The sequence below is a fragment of the Streptomyces sp. NPDC002209 genome, from assembly GCF_042890265.1.
Classification (GTDB): Bacteria; Actinomycetota; Actinomycetes; order Streptomycetales; family Streptomycetaceae; genus Streptomyces.
Genome location: NZ_JBIARX010000016.1, coordinates 120,462 through 134,590 on the forward strand (window position 1 = coordinate 120,462; position 14,129 = coordinate 134,590).

At 74.4% G+C, this 14,129-nt stretch carries 8 protein-coding genes and 2 pseudogenes; 7 read left to right on the forward strand and 3 right to left on the reverse strand.

The window, feature by feature from the left end:
• The first annotated feature begins 166 nt into the window (after positions 1 to 166).
• Entirely contained in the window at positions 167 to 817 is a 651-nt protein-coding gene (locus ACFYXK_RS26660; RefSeq protein WP_389413397.1) for an NAD(P)-dependent oxidoreductase, read from the forward strand.
• On the opposite strand, the gene ACFYXK_RS26665 is transcribed toward ACFYXK_RS26660, so the two are convergent.
• Positions 811 to 1,782, reverse strand: a complete 972-nt coding sequence (locus ACFYXK_RS26665; protein ID WP_389413398.1) for a helix-turn-helix transcriptional regulator — start codon at positions 1,780 to 1,782, stop codon at positions 811 to 813. The two genes, ACFYXK_RS26660 and ACFYXK_RS26665, sit on opposite strands and share 7 nt — an antisense overlap.
• Before the next feature lie 102 nt (positions 1,783 to 1,884).
• On the opposite strand from ACFYXK_RS26665, the gene ACFYXK_RS26670 reads away from it, so the two are divergent.
• From ACFYXK_RS26670 to ACFYXK_RS26695, 6 genes and pseudogenes are all read left to right on the forward strand, one after another.
• Complete coding sequence (locus ACFYXK_RS26670) at positions 1,885 to 2,514, forward strand: TIGR03086 family metal-binding protein (protein ID WP_389413399.1); 630 nt, start codon at positions 1,885 to 1,887, stop codon at positions 2,512 to 2,514.
• A gap of 93 nt (positions 2,515 to 2,607) precedes the next feature.
• The gene (locus ACFYXK_RS26675; protein WP_389413400.1) at positions 2,608 to 4,398 is read left to right on the forward strand and encodes an RNA ligase family protein; all 1,791 of its coding nucleotides are present in this window, start codon (positions 2,608 to 2,610) and stop codon (positions 4,396 to 4,398) included.
• Positions 4,398 to 7,400 carry a poly(A) polymerase gene (locus tag ACFYXK_RS26680; RefSeq protein WP_389413401.1) on the forward strand — a complete coding sequence of 1,001 codons (3,003 nt, stop codon included), beginning with the start codon at positions 4,398 to 4,400 and terminating at the stop codon, positions 7,398 to 7,400. The genes ACFYXK_RS26675 and ACFYXK_RS26680 overlap by 1 nt, the downstream gene beginning before the upstream one ends.
• Positions 7,401 to 7,726: 326 nt before the next feature.
• Positions 7,727 to 9,883: a discoidin domain-containing protein gene (locus ACFYXK_RS26685; RefSeq protein ID WP_389413402.1), complete on the forward strand. Its 2,157-nt coding sequence runs from the start codon at positions 7,727 to 7,729 to the stop codon at positions 9,881 to 9,883.
• Positions 9,884 to 10,070: 187 nt separating this feature from the next.
• Positions 10,071 to 10,802: pseudogene (locus tag ACFYXK_RS26690) on the forward strand (SPFH domain-containing protein); the annotation flags it as partial.
• A 123-nt stretch (positions 10,803 to 10,925) separates the two neighbouring features.
• Positions 10,926 to 11,678, forward strand: a pseudogene (locus ACFYXK_RS26695) (serine/threonine-protein kinase); the annotation flags it as partial.
• Positions 11,679 to 11,690: 12 nt separating this feature from the next.
• Here the strand turns inward: ACFYXK_RS26695 and ACFYXK_RS26700 are convergent.
• Together ACFYXK_RS26700 and ACFYXK_RS26705 are read right to left on the reverse strand one after the other, a co-directional pair.
• Positions 11,691 to 12,608 (reverse strand): NADP-dependent oxidoreductase, encoded by a 918-nt coding sequence (locus tag ACFYXK_RS26700; protein WP_389413421.1) that lies wholly within the window; start codon positions 12,606 to 12,608, stop codon positions 11,691 to 11,693.
• A gap of 131 nt (positions 12,609 to 12,739) precedes the next feature.
• The gene (locus tag ACFYXK_RS26705; RefSeq protein WP_389413422.1) at positions 12,740 to 14,062 is read right to left on the reverse strand and encodes a GH1 family beta-glucosidase; all 1,323 of its coding nucleotides are present in this window, start codon (positions 14,060 to 14,062) and stop codon (positions 12,740 to 12,742) included.
• Between the last annotated feature and the right edge of the window lie 67 nt (positions 14,063 to 14,129).

The following is a 14,129-nucleotide window of genomic DNA, read 5'->3' on the forward strand; positions in this document are numbered from 1 at the left end:
CGGCTCGGGCCCGGGCTCGGGGCAGGGCTCGGGGCAGGGCTCGGGGCAGGGCGCATCATCCGAGTGGCCCCGGCCCGGCTGCCGGGTGTCGGCGGGCCCGTTCGCTTGGATGGGCGGCGCGGGTCCGACCGGAGGCCCGTACCGCCTCCACCCCCAGGGAGTCGCCATGGCCAAGATCGCCCTGTTCGGCGCGACCGGCAGCATCGGAACCCTTGTACTGCGCGAGGCGCTCGGGCGCGGCCACGACGTCACGGCGGTGGTGCGGGACCCGGCGAAGCCCGTGGATTCCGGCGCCGAGGTGCTGCGCGGCGACGTACTCGACCCGCACTCCGTCGCCGAGGCGGCCGCCGGCCGGGACGTGGTCGTCAGCGCGATCGGCCCCGGGTCCGGGGATCCGGGCGTGCTCGTCACCGCCGCCAAGTCCCTGATCGGCGGCGTCTGCACGCTCGGCCCGGACGTCCCCCGCCCCCGGGTGATCGTCGTGGGCGGGGCGGGCTCGCTGCGTACCCCGGAAGGCACGCCGGTCTCGGCGGCGGCGGGCGTTCCGGAACCGCTCCGCGCGCTCATGCACGCCCACGGGGAGGCGCTGGACTTCCTGCGCACCGTGCCCGTGGAGGAGGTGCGCTGGACCTGTCTGAGCCCCGCAGCGCAGATCGGTCCGGGTGAGCGCACGGGCACGTACCGGCTGGCCCTCGACGATCTGATCGTGGACGAGGAAGGCCGCAGCCACATCTCGGCCGAGGACTACGCCGTGGCACTGGTCGACGAGATCGAGCGCGACGCCCATCCGGGCCGGCGGTTCACCATCGGCTACTGACCGGGCGGCGCGTCCTGCACGTCCCCGGCGTACACCGCGGTGAGTTCGGCTCCGATCCGGGCCAGCCACTGCCGTACCTCGGGCGGCTCCAGAACCTCGACCCCCGCTCCCAGCCCGGCCAGGTGCCCGGCCAGGGCCTTGGGGGCCGGGCCGTCGACCCACACCTCGGTCCAGCCGTCGGGCAGCGGGCCGCCGACGCGCACCCGGCCGCCGAGGAACCGTTGCAGCAGGGCCAGCGTGCCGGGGTGGACGCGGGCCCGCGCGGTCACCGCGTACATGCCGTCCTGGAAGGCCCCGGACAGCTCCCGCCAGGCCGTGGCCAGGTCGAAGCCGGGCGGCCGGACCACGGGTTCGCCGGTCGGCTCGACGGAGCGGACCCGGCTGAGCCGGAAGGTGCGCAGGCCCTTCTCCGTACCGGCGACCAGGTAGTCGACGCCCGCCTTGGCGACGAGCCCGAGGGGGTCGACCGTGCGCTCGCCGGCCGGTTTGCCGACGCCCGCGTACCCGAGGCGGACGCGGATCCCGTCCACGACGGCGCCCTGGAGCACCGAGCGGTGGGCGGCATCGGCGGTGACGGCGTTGCGGGACCAGTCCGTCGCGTCGACGACTCCCGCCCGGGTGGCGGCCTCGGCCTCCGCCCGCAGGGTGGACGGCAGGGCCCGGACCAGTTTGCGCAGGGTGGTGCGCAGTTCGGGGGTGGCCGTCAGCGGCCCGGTGACGAGGAACAGCGCCCTGATCTCTTCGGCGGTCAGCCCGGTGAGGTTGGTCCGGGCGCCGCCGACGAGGGACCAGCCGCCACCGCGGCCCCGCTGCGAGTAGACGGGGATGCCGGACGCGGCCAGCGCCTCCAGATCGCGGCGGGCGGTGCGCTGGGACACCTCCAGTTCGGCGGCCACCTCGGGGACGGTGACGCGGCCGCGTTCCTGGAGGAACAGCAAGGTCGCCACCAGCCGGTCCGCTCTCATGCTCCCTCTTCCCTGCCTGCGCCCCGGGTGGTCCCCCGGGTCCGTTCATTCTCCTCGGGAAACTGGCCAGAAGGTGGCCAGTTTGGCTTCCAGGATGAGCTCATGACCGAAATTGCTCAGCTCACCGAGACCCCGTCCGCCTCCACCTCCACCGCCTCCACCGCCTTCGACCCGCGGCTCGACCTCGCCGCGGCCGTCGAGCTGGCGGGCCGCACCCTGGCCGCCGTCCGGCCCGACCAGTACGACGCCCCCACCCCCTGCGACGAGTTCGACGTCCGGCGGCTCTCGAGCCACCTCGTCGCCGTGGCCCGCCGGATCGCGGTGATCGGGCGCGGCGAGGACCCGTTCAGCGTCCCGTCCTTCGCCGACGAGCTCGCCGACGGCGCCTGGGCGGCGGCCTGGGAGCCGGCCGCCCGCGAGGTCGCCGCGGTGTGGGCGGACCCTGCCCTGCTCGGCCGGCAGCTGCGCCTGCCGATGGGCGTCCTGCCGGGCGCGGCCGCCGCGGCCGTCTACACGCACGAACTCACCGTGCACACCTGGGACCTGGCCAGGGCGACCGGACAGCACCCGGAATGGGACGCGGCCCTGATCGAGCGGGTGATCGCCGTCGTACGCAATGCGCTCCCGGCCGAAACCCGCGGCGGGCGGATCCCGTTCGCCGAGGTCGTGACGGTGGACCCCGACGCGCCGGCCATCGACCGGCTGGTGGCCTGGGCGGGGCGGCGGCCCTGACGGACCGGGCCACCCCGCGCGGGTTATTGGTTGGATGCCCCGGCTCCGGATACCTAGAGTGACGACGCACCCCGTCGTCGAGCAGGAGCCGTCATGCGCACCCACTACCCCCGTACGCCGCATCTGCCCTGGTCCCCCGGGGCGGCTGCGGACGACGTGCGGGCCCGCGGGCTCGCGGGGCTGGCCGGGCGCGAGGTCGTCGTCACCGAGAAGCTCGACGGGGAGAACACCACCCTGTACGCGGACGGTCTGCACGCGCGCTCGCTCGACTCGGGCCACCACCCCTCGCGGGCCTGGGTCAAGGGCCTCCAGAGCAGGATCGGCGCCGGCATACCGGCCGGGTGGCGGGTGTGCGGGGAGAACCTGTACGCCCGCCACTCGATCCCCTACGAGGACCTCGACAGCTGGTTCCACGGTTTCTCGGTGTGGGACGGCGAGCACTGCCTGGACTGGGACCGGACGGTGAGCTTCCTGCACGGCCTCGGGGTGCCCACCCCGCGCGTGCTGTGGCGGGGCGTCTTCGACGAGCGCGCGCTGCGCAGGCTGCGGCTCGACACCGCACGGCAGGAGGGCTACGTCGTACGGACGGTGGCCGGCTTCACGCGTGCGGACTTCGGGCGGTACGTCGCCAAGTGGGTGCGCGTCGGCCATGTGCAGACGGACACGCACTGGATGTACGCGCAGGTGGTGGCGAACGGGCTCGGTCCGCAGGCCCCGCTGTGGGGGGTGCGCTCGGGCTCCGAGCCCGATGCGGCGCAGCTGGCGGCCGCCCTCGGCCTGGACGCCGCCCCCTTCACCGCACCCGGTGCCGCGGTCGCGCCGGTCGTCGCCGAGGTGGCGGGCCGGCTCGACGCGTCGGGACGCACCGGGGACGCCCGGCTGGCCGGCGTACTGGCCGCCGTACTGCACCGCGCGCCGCGGGCCCGGATCGGGGCGCGGCTGGCGGCGGGGCCGCTCGGGATGCCGCTCGCCCGGCGGGTCGCCGACCTCGTCGGGCTGTACCCGTCCCTCCAGCGGCCGTTCCCGGACGAGGGGCGGCGGGCCGGGCTGGTCCGGATGGCCGTCGCCGCCGATCTCGGGGTGCTGCACGCGCTCGCCGGTGCGGCGGCCGCGGGGGATGCCGAGGCCCGGGAGTGCGTGGAGTGGTCCGCGCTGTACGCCGAGGAGGCGGGGCTGCTCGGCCCCGATCCGCTGGGCCCGCTGCGCACCGGGCTGCAGGAGGCCCTCGGCGGGCTCGGCGCGGACGCGGCGGACCGCTGCTGGGCACAGGCCCGGGAGGCCTTCGCGCGGGGCGGGATCTCCACCGCCGAGGAGGCGGTGGCCGCGACCTGGCGGTGGCGCGACGGCGCCTTCCCCCGGCTGGTCCAGCTGTGCGGGCCCTCGGGCAGCGGGAAGAGCACGTACGCCCGGAGCCTGCCGGGCGTGGCCGCGTACGTCAGTCTCGACGATCTGCGCACCGCCCGGGGTTCCCGCGCCGACCAGCGGGCCAATGCGGACGTGCTGCGCGAGGGCCTGGACCGGCTGGACGCCGCGCTGGCGGCCGCGGCGGGCGCCGGCGGCACGGTGGTGTGGGACGCCACCTCCCTGACCGAGCAGCAGCGGGGCCTGGTCGCCGCGGTCGCGCAGCGCCGCGACGCGCTGGTCACCCAGGCCGTGGTCCTGGTCGAGGAGGCGGAGCTGGTCCGGCGCAACGCCGTGCGCCCCCATCCCGTACCGCCGCAGGTGCTGGCCACCCAGCTGCACCGGTTCAGCCCTCCGTACCCGGGACACGGGCCGGGGCACCGCACCTGGTACGTCGGGGCGGGCGGGACCGTGGAGGACACGGCGGGAACCATCGGGGCGTCCGCAGCGGCAGTTGCCGCGGCAGGGGGCGAGGACGGCTGATGCGCACCAGTGAGGAGCTCTACCACCAGGTCCGCTGGGACCCCCGGTTCGATCCGGCGCGCTTCGTGTTCGGGCTGCACCAGCGGGGGGCGCCGCCGAAGCGGATCCCGCTGCACTCCTTCGTGCCCGGCGGCGACATCCCCTGGCACCGCGTGCTGTTCGTCGAGGCGGACGGCGAGCTCGTCTGGGACCGGGCGAGCGGCGTGGACCGGATCGACTCCACCGGGGCCGGGCGGATCCGCGAACCGAGGCTGCTGCGCGCCCCGTTCTTCACCTCCCGGACCCCGCACGCATGGGATCCGGCGGACGGCGGCGCCTGGCGGCCGGCCGGGGCACCGGCCGGCGGGTCCGCGCCGTCCGGCCCGGCCGGCGGCCCGGGGCCGCAGCAGGTGCGGCTGCTGACCTGGAACACCCTGTGGGACCGGTACGACGCCCCGCGCATCGACACCGCCCGGCGCAGGCCGATGCTGCTGGCCGACCTGGCGGGCGCCGACGCCGATGTGATCGCCCTCCAGGAGGTCGAACCCGCCCTGCTCGGCATGCTGTTGGAGGAGCCGTGGGTGCGGGCCGGATACACGGTGGGCACCGATCCGCGCGGCAAGGACGTCGCCGCGAGCGGGCTGCTGGTGCTGAGCCGGCTGCCCGTGCGGGAGGCGGGGCTGCACCTGCTGGGGCCGCACAAGGCGGTCGCCGCCGTGACGGTGGACACCGCCACCGGCCCACTGGTCGTGGCCTGCGTCCATCTGACGAGCGATCACACGGCGGACGGCGCCGGGCGGCGGAGCGTCGAACTGGCCCGGATCGCCGAGGGTTTGAGCGGCATCGAGGCGGACGCGGCGGCGCTCGGCGACTTCAACGACGGCCGCTCCGGTCCGGAGGGTCCGGCGGCCGCACTCGGCATGCGGGACACGTGGAGCGAGATCCACGGGGCGCAGGACGCCACGCCGACCTTCGACCCGGCGGCCAATCCCCTGGCCGCGGTGGGCTCGCTGTCGGGGCGGGCCGCCCGGCTGGACCGGGTCCTGCTGCGCTCGGCGGGGGCGCGGGTGCGGGAGGCCGTCCTGCGGGGCGACACCCCCGGTCCGGAAGGGCTGTTCATCTCCGACCACTTCGGGGTCGAGGCGGTGGTGGACTTCACCGAGCGGGACGCCGGGCGCTCGGCCCTCGGTGTACGGGCGACCGCGCGGACGGCGGTGGCCTGGCTGGCGCCGCACGATCCGGTGGTCGAGGAGCTGCGCCGGGAGCACGACCCGGCGGTCCACCGCTGGCCGGCGCACGTGAACCTGCTGTTCGGCTTCGTACCGGAGTCCTCGTTCGAGGAGGCGCTGCCGCTGCTGGCCGAAGCGGCCGCGCAGACGCCGCCGTTCACGGCACGGATGGCCGGGGTGCACAGCTTCGGGCACCGGGAGGACGCCACGGTGTGGCTGGACCCGGCGGCGGCGGGTGACGCGCCGTGGCAGCAGCTGCGGCGGGGGCTCGCCGAGCGGTTCCCGGGGTGCCGTGGGCGCGACGGCTTCACCCCGCACCTGACGCTGGGGCGCAGCCGGGATCCGCAGCGGACCCTGGCCGAGTTCACCGCGCGACTGGGCGGATCCGCAACGGGGACGCAGGCCCGGGTCGGGGAGCTCGCGGTGCTGTCACGGCGCGGGGACGGGCCGATGCAGGTCCGGGCGACCGTGGAACTCGGCAGCGGCCAGTGGCGGTGGGCGCCGGAACCGGAGCCCGGACCGGAGCCCGGACCGGAGCCCGGCCGGGCACCGAAGGCCGGACCGCAACCGGAGGCCGGCCGGGCACCGAAGGCCGGACCGCAACCGGAGGCCGGCCGGGAACCGGATGCCGAGCCGGAAGCGGCATCCGCACCTGACGCGGAAGCCGAGTCCCTCACCGCCCGGATCGCGGCGGCGCTCGGCGACGGCGTGGTGCACCTCGCCGGATCCCGGCGCATGGGCTGCGCCCTGCCCGGGGCCGACCTCGACCTGGTCGCGGTACTTCCGGGCACGGTAGGCATTGAGGAGGTACGCCGGCGGGTGGCGGCAGCGCTCCCGGAGGCCGAAGGGCTGCGGGAGGTGAAGGGCGCGCGGGTGCCCGGTCTGCGGCTGCGTACGGCCGGAGCGGATGTGGACCTGGTGGTCGTCGCCGCGGGCGCGTTGGACCCGGCGCACGCGGTGGAGCGCCGGGCCGAGCTCGGCGAGGCGGCCGCGGTCGCGCTGAGCGCGGTGAGCGACGCCGATGCGGTGCGGGAGTTCGCGGGCTCCGAGCGGCATGCGGCGTTCGTCCGGCTGGCCCGGGAGGTGAAGGCGTGGGCGCGGGCGCGGGGGCTGGATTCGGCGCCGTTCGGCGGACTGCCGGGGGTGGCCTGGGCGGTACTGGCGGCGCGCACGGTGCGCGGGGCGGCCGACCTGTCCCCCGCCGCCCTGCTCCGGGAGTTCTTCGGAACCTGGGCGGCCTGGGACTGGCGCGACCCGATCGCCCTGGCGCCCCTGATCCCGGACCCGCACGCGGACCCGCTCGCGCACGGAGCCCCGGATCCCGTCACCGTCCTCACTCCCTCCGCACCGGCGCGCAGCTGCACGCCCCAGGTCGGCCCGGGGCTGCGCGACCTGCTCGGCCGGGAGCTGTACCGGACGTGGGAACTCCTGGAGGCGGAGCCCCGCCCCCAGGTCCTGCCCCTCGGCGTGCCGCCGCTGCACCGCCGGCACGCGGCGTGGGCCGTGGTGACCGTACGGGCCGACGCGCCGCGGGAGTTCGAGGAGTACCTGGGCCGGGCCCGGGGCCGGATGCGCGCCCTGCTCGGTGCGCTGGAGGAGGGCGGGGTCCGGGACGTGCACGCCTGGCCGCGGCCGTTCGCGCTCTCCCCCGTCTCGGCCCGGTATGCGATCGGGCTCGGCGCGGGCCCGCCGGATGCGGCCGGTCTCGGCGCGCTCGCAGGCCGTTGGTCCGCCGGCCTCACGGGCGTCGAGGTCGCCTGGGCGGAGTGCGGGGCGGTCCCCCCGCTCGGGTGAGGCGTCCGCCTCCCTGGCGACAAGTAACGAACGCACGGCAGCACTCGCCCTCCGGCCCGGGCCATTCCCCGAAGGCGGCCGAGCTCTGTCCCGCCCAGCGGGCGTGGCGGGACAGAGCGGCCTGAAGTCTCAGTAGAGTGCTGACACCTTTTTTCGTCAACACTTTTCACAAGGATTGAAGAAACTCCGAGTTCACAGGCCCTACCGGCAATTGACACCTCATCAGGCCTTCACTTCATGAACGCGGAAACCCTTGACGGCCCTCGTGGCGGGCAGTTCACTCACGCTTCGATCCCCCCGGATCCACGACGTCAGGAGAGCCCCCCATGCCCCGCCTCTCGGACCATCCACCGCGACTGACCGTCGCGGCGCTCGCCGCCGCGCTGGTCGCGGCCCTCCTCGTACTGCTGCCGGGCGGCACCGCCCAGGCCGCGCCCGTCCTCCTCTCCCAGGGCAGACCAGCCACCGCCTCCGGTCAGGAGAACGCCGCCACCCCCGCCTCGGCCGCCGTCGACGGCGACAACGCCACCCGCTGGTCGAGCCAGTTCGCCGACCCGCAGTGGATACAGGTCGACCTCGGCGCCCCCGCCCGGATCAGCCAGGTGGTGCTGCACTGGGAGACCGCGTACGCGAAGGCGTACCGGATCGAGCTGTCCGACGACGGCACGCACTGGAGCGCCGCCTACTCCACGAGCACCGCCACCGGCGGAGTGCGGACCCACGACATCACCGGCACCGCCCGCTACGTCCGCGTGTACGGCACCCAGCGCGCCACCCAGTGGGGCTACTCGCTCTACGAGTTCCAGGTCTACGGCACCACCGACTCGGGCCCCGCCCTCCCCGGCGGCGGCGACCTCGGCCCCAACGTCATCGTCTTCGACCCGTCCACACCCGGCATCCAGGCCAGGCTCGACGAGGTCTTCCGGCAGCAGGAGTCGGCCCAGTTCGGCGCCGGGCGCTACCAGTTCCTGTTCAAGCCGGGCACCTACAACGGCCTGAACGCCCAGATCGGCTTCTACACCTCCATCTCGGGACTGGGCCTGAGCCCCGACGACACCACCATCAACGGTGACGTGACCGTCGACGCGGGCTGGTTCGGCGGCAACGCCACGCAGAACTTCTGGCGTTCGGCCGAGAACCTCGCGCTCAACCCGGTGAACGGCACCGACCGCTGGGCCGTATCGCAGGCCGCGCCCTTCCGTCGCATGCACGTCAAGGGCGGCCTGAACCTCGCCCCCGACGGCTTCGGCTGGGCCTCCGGCGGCTACATCGCCGACTCGAAGATCGACGGCCAGGTCGGCAACTACTCGCAGCAGCAGTGGTACACGCGCGACAGCGCGATCGGCGGCTGGGGCAACGGCGTCTGGAACCAGGTCTTCTCCGGGGTCCAGGGCGCGCCCGCCCAGTCCTTCCCGAACCCTCCGTACACCACGCTGGACTCCACGCCCGTCTCGCGGGAGAAGCCGTTCCTCTACCTGGACGGGAGCGAGTACAAGGTCTTCGTTCCGGCGAAGCGGGTGAACGCCCGCGGCACCTCCTGGGGCAACGGCGCACCGCAGGGCACCTCGATCCCGCTGAGCCGGTTCTACGTGGTCAAGCCGGGCACGACCGCCGCGACGATGAACCAGGCGCTGGCCCAGGGCCTGCACCTGCTCTTCACGCCCGGCGTCTACCACGTCGACCAGACCATCCGGGTGAACCGCGCGGACACGGTCGTCCTGGGCCTCGGCCTGGCGACGATCGTCCCGGACAACGGGGTGACGGCGATGAAGGTCGCCGACGTCGACGGGGTGAGGCTCGCCGGGTTCCTGATCGATGCCGGCCAGGTCGACTCGCCGAGCCTGCTGGAGGTCGGCCCGGCCGGGACGACCACGGACCACGGCGGCAACCCGACGACCGTGCAGGACGTGTTCGTCCGCGTGGGCGGCGCCGGCGCCGGCAGGACGGACGTCGGCATGGTGATCAACAACCACGACACGATCGTCGACCACACCTGGATCTGGCGTGCCGACCACGGCGACGGGGTGGGCTGGGAGACCAACCGCGCCGACTACGGGTTCCGGGTCAACGGTGACGACGTCCTGGCCACCGGGCTGTTCGTCGAACACTTCAACAAGTACGACGTGCAGTGGAACGGCGAGCGCGGCCGCACGGTGTTCTTCCAGAACGAGAAGGCGTACGACGCCCCCAACCAGGCGGCGATCCAGAACGGCGCGACCAAGGGCTACGCCGCCTACAAGGTGGCCGACTCGGTGACCACCCACGAGGGCTGGGGGCTGGGCAGCTACTGCTTCTACAACGTGGACCCGACGATCCGTCAGGACCACGGTTTCCAGGCGCCGGTGAAGCCGGGCGTGAGGTTCCACGACCTGCTCGTCGTCTCGCTCGGCGGCAAGGGCCAGTACGAGCACGTCGTCAACACCACGGGCGCACCCACCTCGGGTACGTCGACGACCCCGTCCACGGTCGTCTCCTTCCCCTGACCCACCACCGGCCTTGGGAAACGCGGGGCGGCGCCCGGCCGTCCCGCGCTTCCCGGTCACGGGTCAACCTCGCCCAATCAATGTGCGCGGCAACGGAGTTCTGTCAGAATTCGCTACCGGCAGAGCGTGCGCGCGCGAGGGGCGGAAGCACTTGTCAGCAGATCTTCTCGGAACCAGCTTGCCAGAAGTGCTCCTGTGGGTGGCGGCGGCCCTGCTCCTGATCGGCCTGGTGTTCGTGGCGATCAGGACGGTCGAGGTGATCCCGCAGGCCAGCGCCGCCATCGTCGAACGCTTCGGCCGCTACACGCGCACCCTCAACGCGGGCCGCCACGTCGTCGTCCCGTTCATCGACACGATCCGCAACCGCATCGACCTGCGCGAGCAGGTCGTGCCGTACCCGCCGCAGCCGGTCATCACCCAGGACAACCTCGTCGTCAACATCGACACGGTCATCTACTACCAGGTGACCGACCCCCGCGCCGCGACGTACGAGGTCGCCAGCTACATCCAGGCCATCGAGCAGCTCACCGTCACCACCCTGCGCAACACCGTCGCCGACATGGACCTCGAGCGGACCCTGACCTCCCGCGAGGAGATCAACGCGGCCCTGCGCGGGGTCCTCGACGAGGCCACCGGCAAGTGGGGCATCCGCGTCAACCGCGCCGAGCTCAAGGCGATCGAGCCGCCGACCTCCATCCAGGACTCGATGGAGAAGCAGATGCGCGCCGACCGCGACAAGCGCGCCGCGATCCTCCAGGCCGAAGGTGTCCGGCAGTCCGAGATCCTGCGCGCCGAGGGCGAGAAGCAGTCCTCCATCCTGCGCGCCGAGGGTGAGGCCAAGGCCGCGGCCCTGCTCGCCGAAGGTGAGGTGGCGGTCGCGGAGGTCCTCCGGCGCGGCGCGCGGGCGGTGCCCGCCGGGGTTTCCTTACGGCCCGTGCGGCACGATCCGCTGCTGCCCGACGACCCCCGCCGGGTCGGCCGCTACCGGCTGACGGCCCGGCTCGGCGAGGGCGGGATGGGGACGGTCTACCTGGGGCTGTCCCCCGGTGAGCGGCGCGTGGCGGTGAAGGTCGTACGGGCGGACCTGGCGGCGGATCCGGGTTTCCGCAAACGGTTCGCCCGGGAGATCGACTCCGTGCGCCGGGTCGGCGGCTTCCACACGGCACAGGTGGTGGACGCGTCGGCCGAGGGAGAGCAGCCCTGGCTGGTGACGGAGTACATCCCGGGCCCGTCCCTGGCCGCCGTCCTGCGGGAGCACGGGGCCCTGCCCGCCCGGACCCTGCGCACCCTGGCCCTGGGGGTGGCCGAGGCGCTGGAGGGGATCCACGCCTGCGGGATCGTCCACCGCGATCTGAAGCCCGGCAACATCATCATCGCGGAGACGGGCCCGCGGGTGATCGACTTCGGGATCGCCCGGGCCGTGGACGCCACCGCCCTGACCCGGGCGGACTACCTGATCGGCACCCGGGGCTTCCTCGCCCCGGAGCAGCTGACGGGGGCTCCGCTCACACCGGCCGTGGACGCGTACGCCTTCGGGATGGTGCTGGGCCACGCGTGCGGGGCCGCGCCCTTCCCGCAGGGAGCGGAACTGGAGCCCGCCCTGCGGCTGCTGCCCGCGGACCTGTCGGCGATCGTGACGGCCTGCCTCTCCCCCGATCCGGCCGGCCGGCCGACCCCGGCGCAGATCCTGGCGCGGCTGGGCGGTGGGGACGAGAAGCCGGCCGGGGACTGGCTGCCCCCGGCCGTTCGGACGATGGTGGACCTGCACAACATGCCGACCGCCGACGCGAACTGAGGGGACGGGACCTCAGACCTCCACGATGATCTTCCCGGCGGCGCGTCCCGTCTGGCTGAACTCGAAGGCCGCCGCCAGCTCGGACAGCGGGAAGGTCTTGGCGACGGGGACCTTGAGCTGCCCTCCGTCGGCGAGCCGGCCCAGTTCGGCCAGGCCCTCGGCGTCGGGCCGTACCCACATCCACTGGCCGCCCGCACCGAGCACGGTGTGGTCGGCGATGGAGGCGTGCCGGCCTCCGTTCGCCAGGACCGCCTGGGTGACGTCGAGGACGCCGCCGACGAAGTCCGCGGCGACGGTGATCCCGCCGGGGGCGAGCGCACGCACCCGGTCGACCAGGCCGTCCCCGTACTCGACGGGCTCGCAGCCGAGGTCGCGCAGCCGGTCGTGGTTGCGCGGCGAGGCGGTGCCGATGACCCGGGCGCCGAGCGCGCGGGCGATCTGCACGCCGAAGGAGCCGACGCCGCCCGCGGCCCCGTGGATGAGGACGGTGTCGTCCTTGCCGGTGGCGAGCCGGGTGAGCAGCTGGTAGGCGGTGAGCCCGGCCAGCGGCAGGCCGGCCGCCTCGTGCCAGCTGAGCGAGGCGGGCTTGGCCGCGGCGGCACGGACGGGCACGCTGACGTATTCGGCGAAGGTCCCCCCGTGCACGTAGTCCTTGCGGGCGTACGCCATGACCTCGTCGCCGACCGAGAACTCGGGTACGTCGATGCCGACCCGCTCGATCGTTCCTGCGACGTCCCAGCCGGGTACGACGGGGTACATGACGTCCATCAGGGCGTCGAGCCCGCCCGCCATGATCTTCCAGTCGACGGGGTTGACCGAGGCGCACTCGACCCGGACGAGGATCTCGCCCGGGGCGAGCTTGGGCATCGGCAGCCGGGTCTCGGTGAGCACCTCCGTCCCGCCGTACGTCTCGTACGCCATCGCCCGCATGGTGTCCTCGGACATCTACCCGACCTCTCCGTGAGCCGTCAGCCGTGAGCCGTCGTTTCCCATCCCATCACGAAAGGCCGGGCCCGCCCCGAGAAGCAGGGCGGGCCCGGCGCGGCGCGGGGCCCGTGGTCTCACAGGGCCCGGTGGGCGGCGATCACCTCGGCGTACCGGCGGCCGCTGGTCTTGATCGTGCGGCGCTGGGTGGCGTAGTCGACGCGTACGAGGCCGAAGCGCTTGTCGTAGCCGTAGGCCCATTCGAAGTTGTCCAGCAGGGACCAGGCGTAGTACCCGGCCACCGGCGCACCGCGGCGGGCGGCGCGGGCGCAGGCCGCCAGGTGCCCGGTCAGGTACGCGGCCCGCTCGGGGTCGTGGACGCTGCCGTCGGCGCAGACGGTGTCGTGGTACGAGGAGCCGTTCTCGGTGACGTGGATGCGGCGGGCCCCGTACTCCTCGGTCAGCCGCATGAGCAGGGTCTCGAGGCCGTTCGCGTCGACCTCCCAGTCCATGCCGGTGCGCGGGGCGCCGGGCCGGTCGATCTGGCGGGCGTACGGGGCGGGGCCGGCCGGGTCGGCGGTGACGGTCTGCGGGAAGTAGTAGTTCAGGCCGGTCCAGTCGAGCGGGGCGGCGATGGCCGCCGCGTCACCGGGGCGTTCGGGGAGGTCCACGGCGTAGACCTCGCGCATGTCGGCGGGGAAGCCGCGGCCGTGGACCGGGTCGAGCCACCAGCGGTTGACGTGGCCGTCCATGCGCCGGGCCGCCGCCCGGTCGGCTTCGCCGCCGGTGGCGGGCTCGACGGTGGAGAGGTTGTTGACGATGCCGATCTGCGCGCCGGGGGCGGCGGCCCGTACGGCCTGGGTGGCGAGCCCGTGGCCGAGCAGCAGGTGGTAGGAGGCGCGGACGGCGGCGGTGAGGTCGCTGCGTCCGGGGGCCATCCTGCCTTCCAGGTGGCCGATCCACGCCGAGCACAGGGGCTCGTTGAGCGTGGCCCACTGCGTGACCCGGTCGCCGAGGCGGGCGGCGACGAGGCCGGCGTACGCGGCGAAGTGTTCGGCGGTCGCCCGCTCGGGCCAGCCCCCGCGGTCCTGGAGGGCCTGGGGCAGGTCCCAGTGGTAGAGGGTGACGTTGGGGGTGATCCCGGCGGCGAGCAGCCCGTCCACGAGCCGGTCGTAGAACGCGAGGCCCTTGGGGTTGGCGGGGCCGTCGCCGCCGGGGACCACACGCGGCCAGGCGACGGACATCCGGTAGGCGTTGGTGCCGAGCTCCCGCATCAGGGCGATGTCCTCGGGCCAGCGGTGGTAGTGGTCGCAGGCGGTGTCGCCGGTGTGGCCGCCGTCGACGGCACCGGGGGTGTGGGAGAAGGTGTCCCAGATGGAGGGGGCGCGGCCGTCCTCGTCCACCGCTCCCTCGATCTGGTAGGCGGAGGTCGCGGTGCCCCAGGCGAAGTCGCGGGGCAGGGCGGCGAGGTCGACGGACGCCGCGTCACGGGCCGCGGCGCGGGCCGCGTCGGAACGGGTTTCGGAA

What these genes read in the sequence shown, in the direction of transcription:
- ACFYXK_RS26675 (WP_389413400.1), top strand. Translation starts at nt 2,608, where the DNA reads ATGCGCACCCACTACCCCCGTACGCCGCATCTGCCCTGGTCCCCCGGG.
- ACFYXK_RS26660 (WP_389413397.1), top strand. Translation starts at nt 167, where the DNA reads ATGGCCAAGATCGCCCTGTTCGGCGCGACCGGCAGCATCGGAACCCTT.
- ACFYXK_RS26680 (WP_389413401.1), top strand. Translation starts at nt 4,398, where the DNA reads ATGCGCACCAGTGAGGAGCTCTACCACCAGGTCCGCTGGGACCCCCGG.
- ACFYXK_RS26665 (WP_389413398.1), bottom strand. Translation starts at nt 1,782, where the DNA reads ATGAGAGCGGACCGGCTGGTGGCGACCTTGCTGTTCCTCCAGGAACGC.
- ACFYXK_RS26700 (WP_389413421.1), bottom strand. Translation starts at nt 12,608, where the DNA reads ATGCGGGCGATGGCGTACGAGACGTACGGCGGGACGGAGGTGCTCACC.
- ACFYXK_RS26670 (WP_389413399.1), top strand. Translation starts at nt 1,885, where the DNA reads ATGACCGAAATTGCTCAGCTCACCGAGACCCCGTCCGCCTCCACCTCC.
- ACFYXK_RS26685 (WP_389413402.1), top strand. Translation starts at nt 7,727, where the DNA reads ATGCCCCGCCTCTCGGACCATCCACCGCGACTGACCGTCGCGGCGCTC.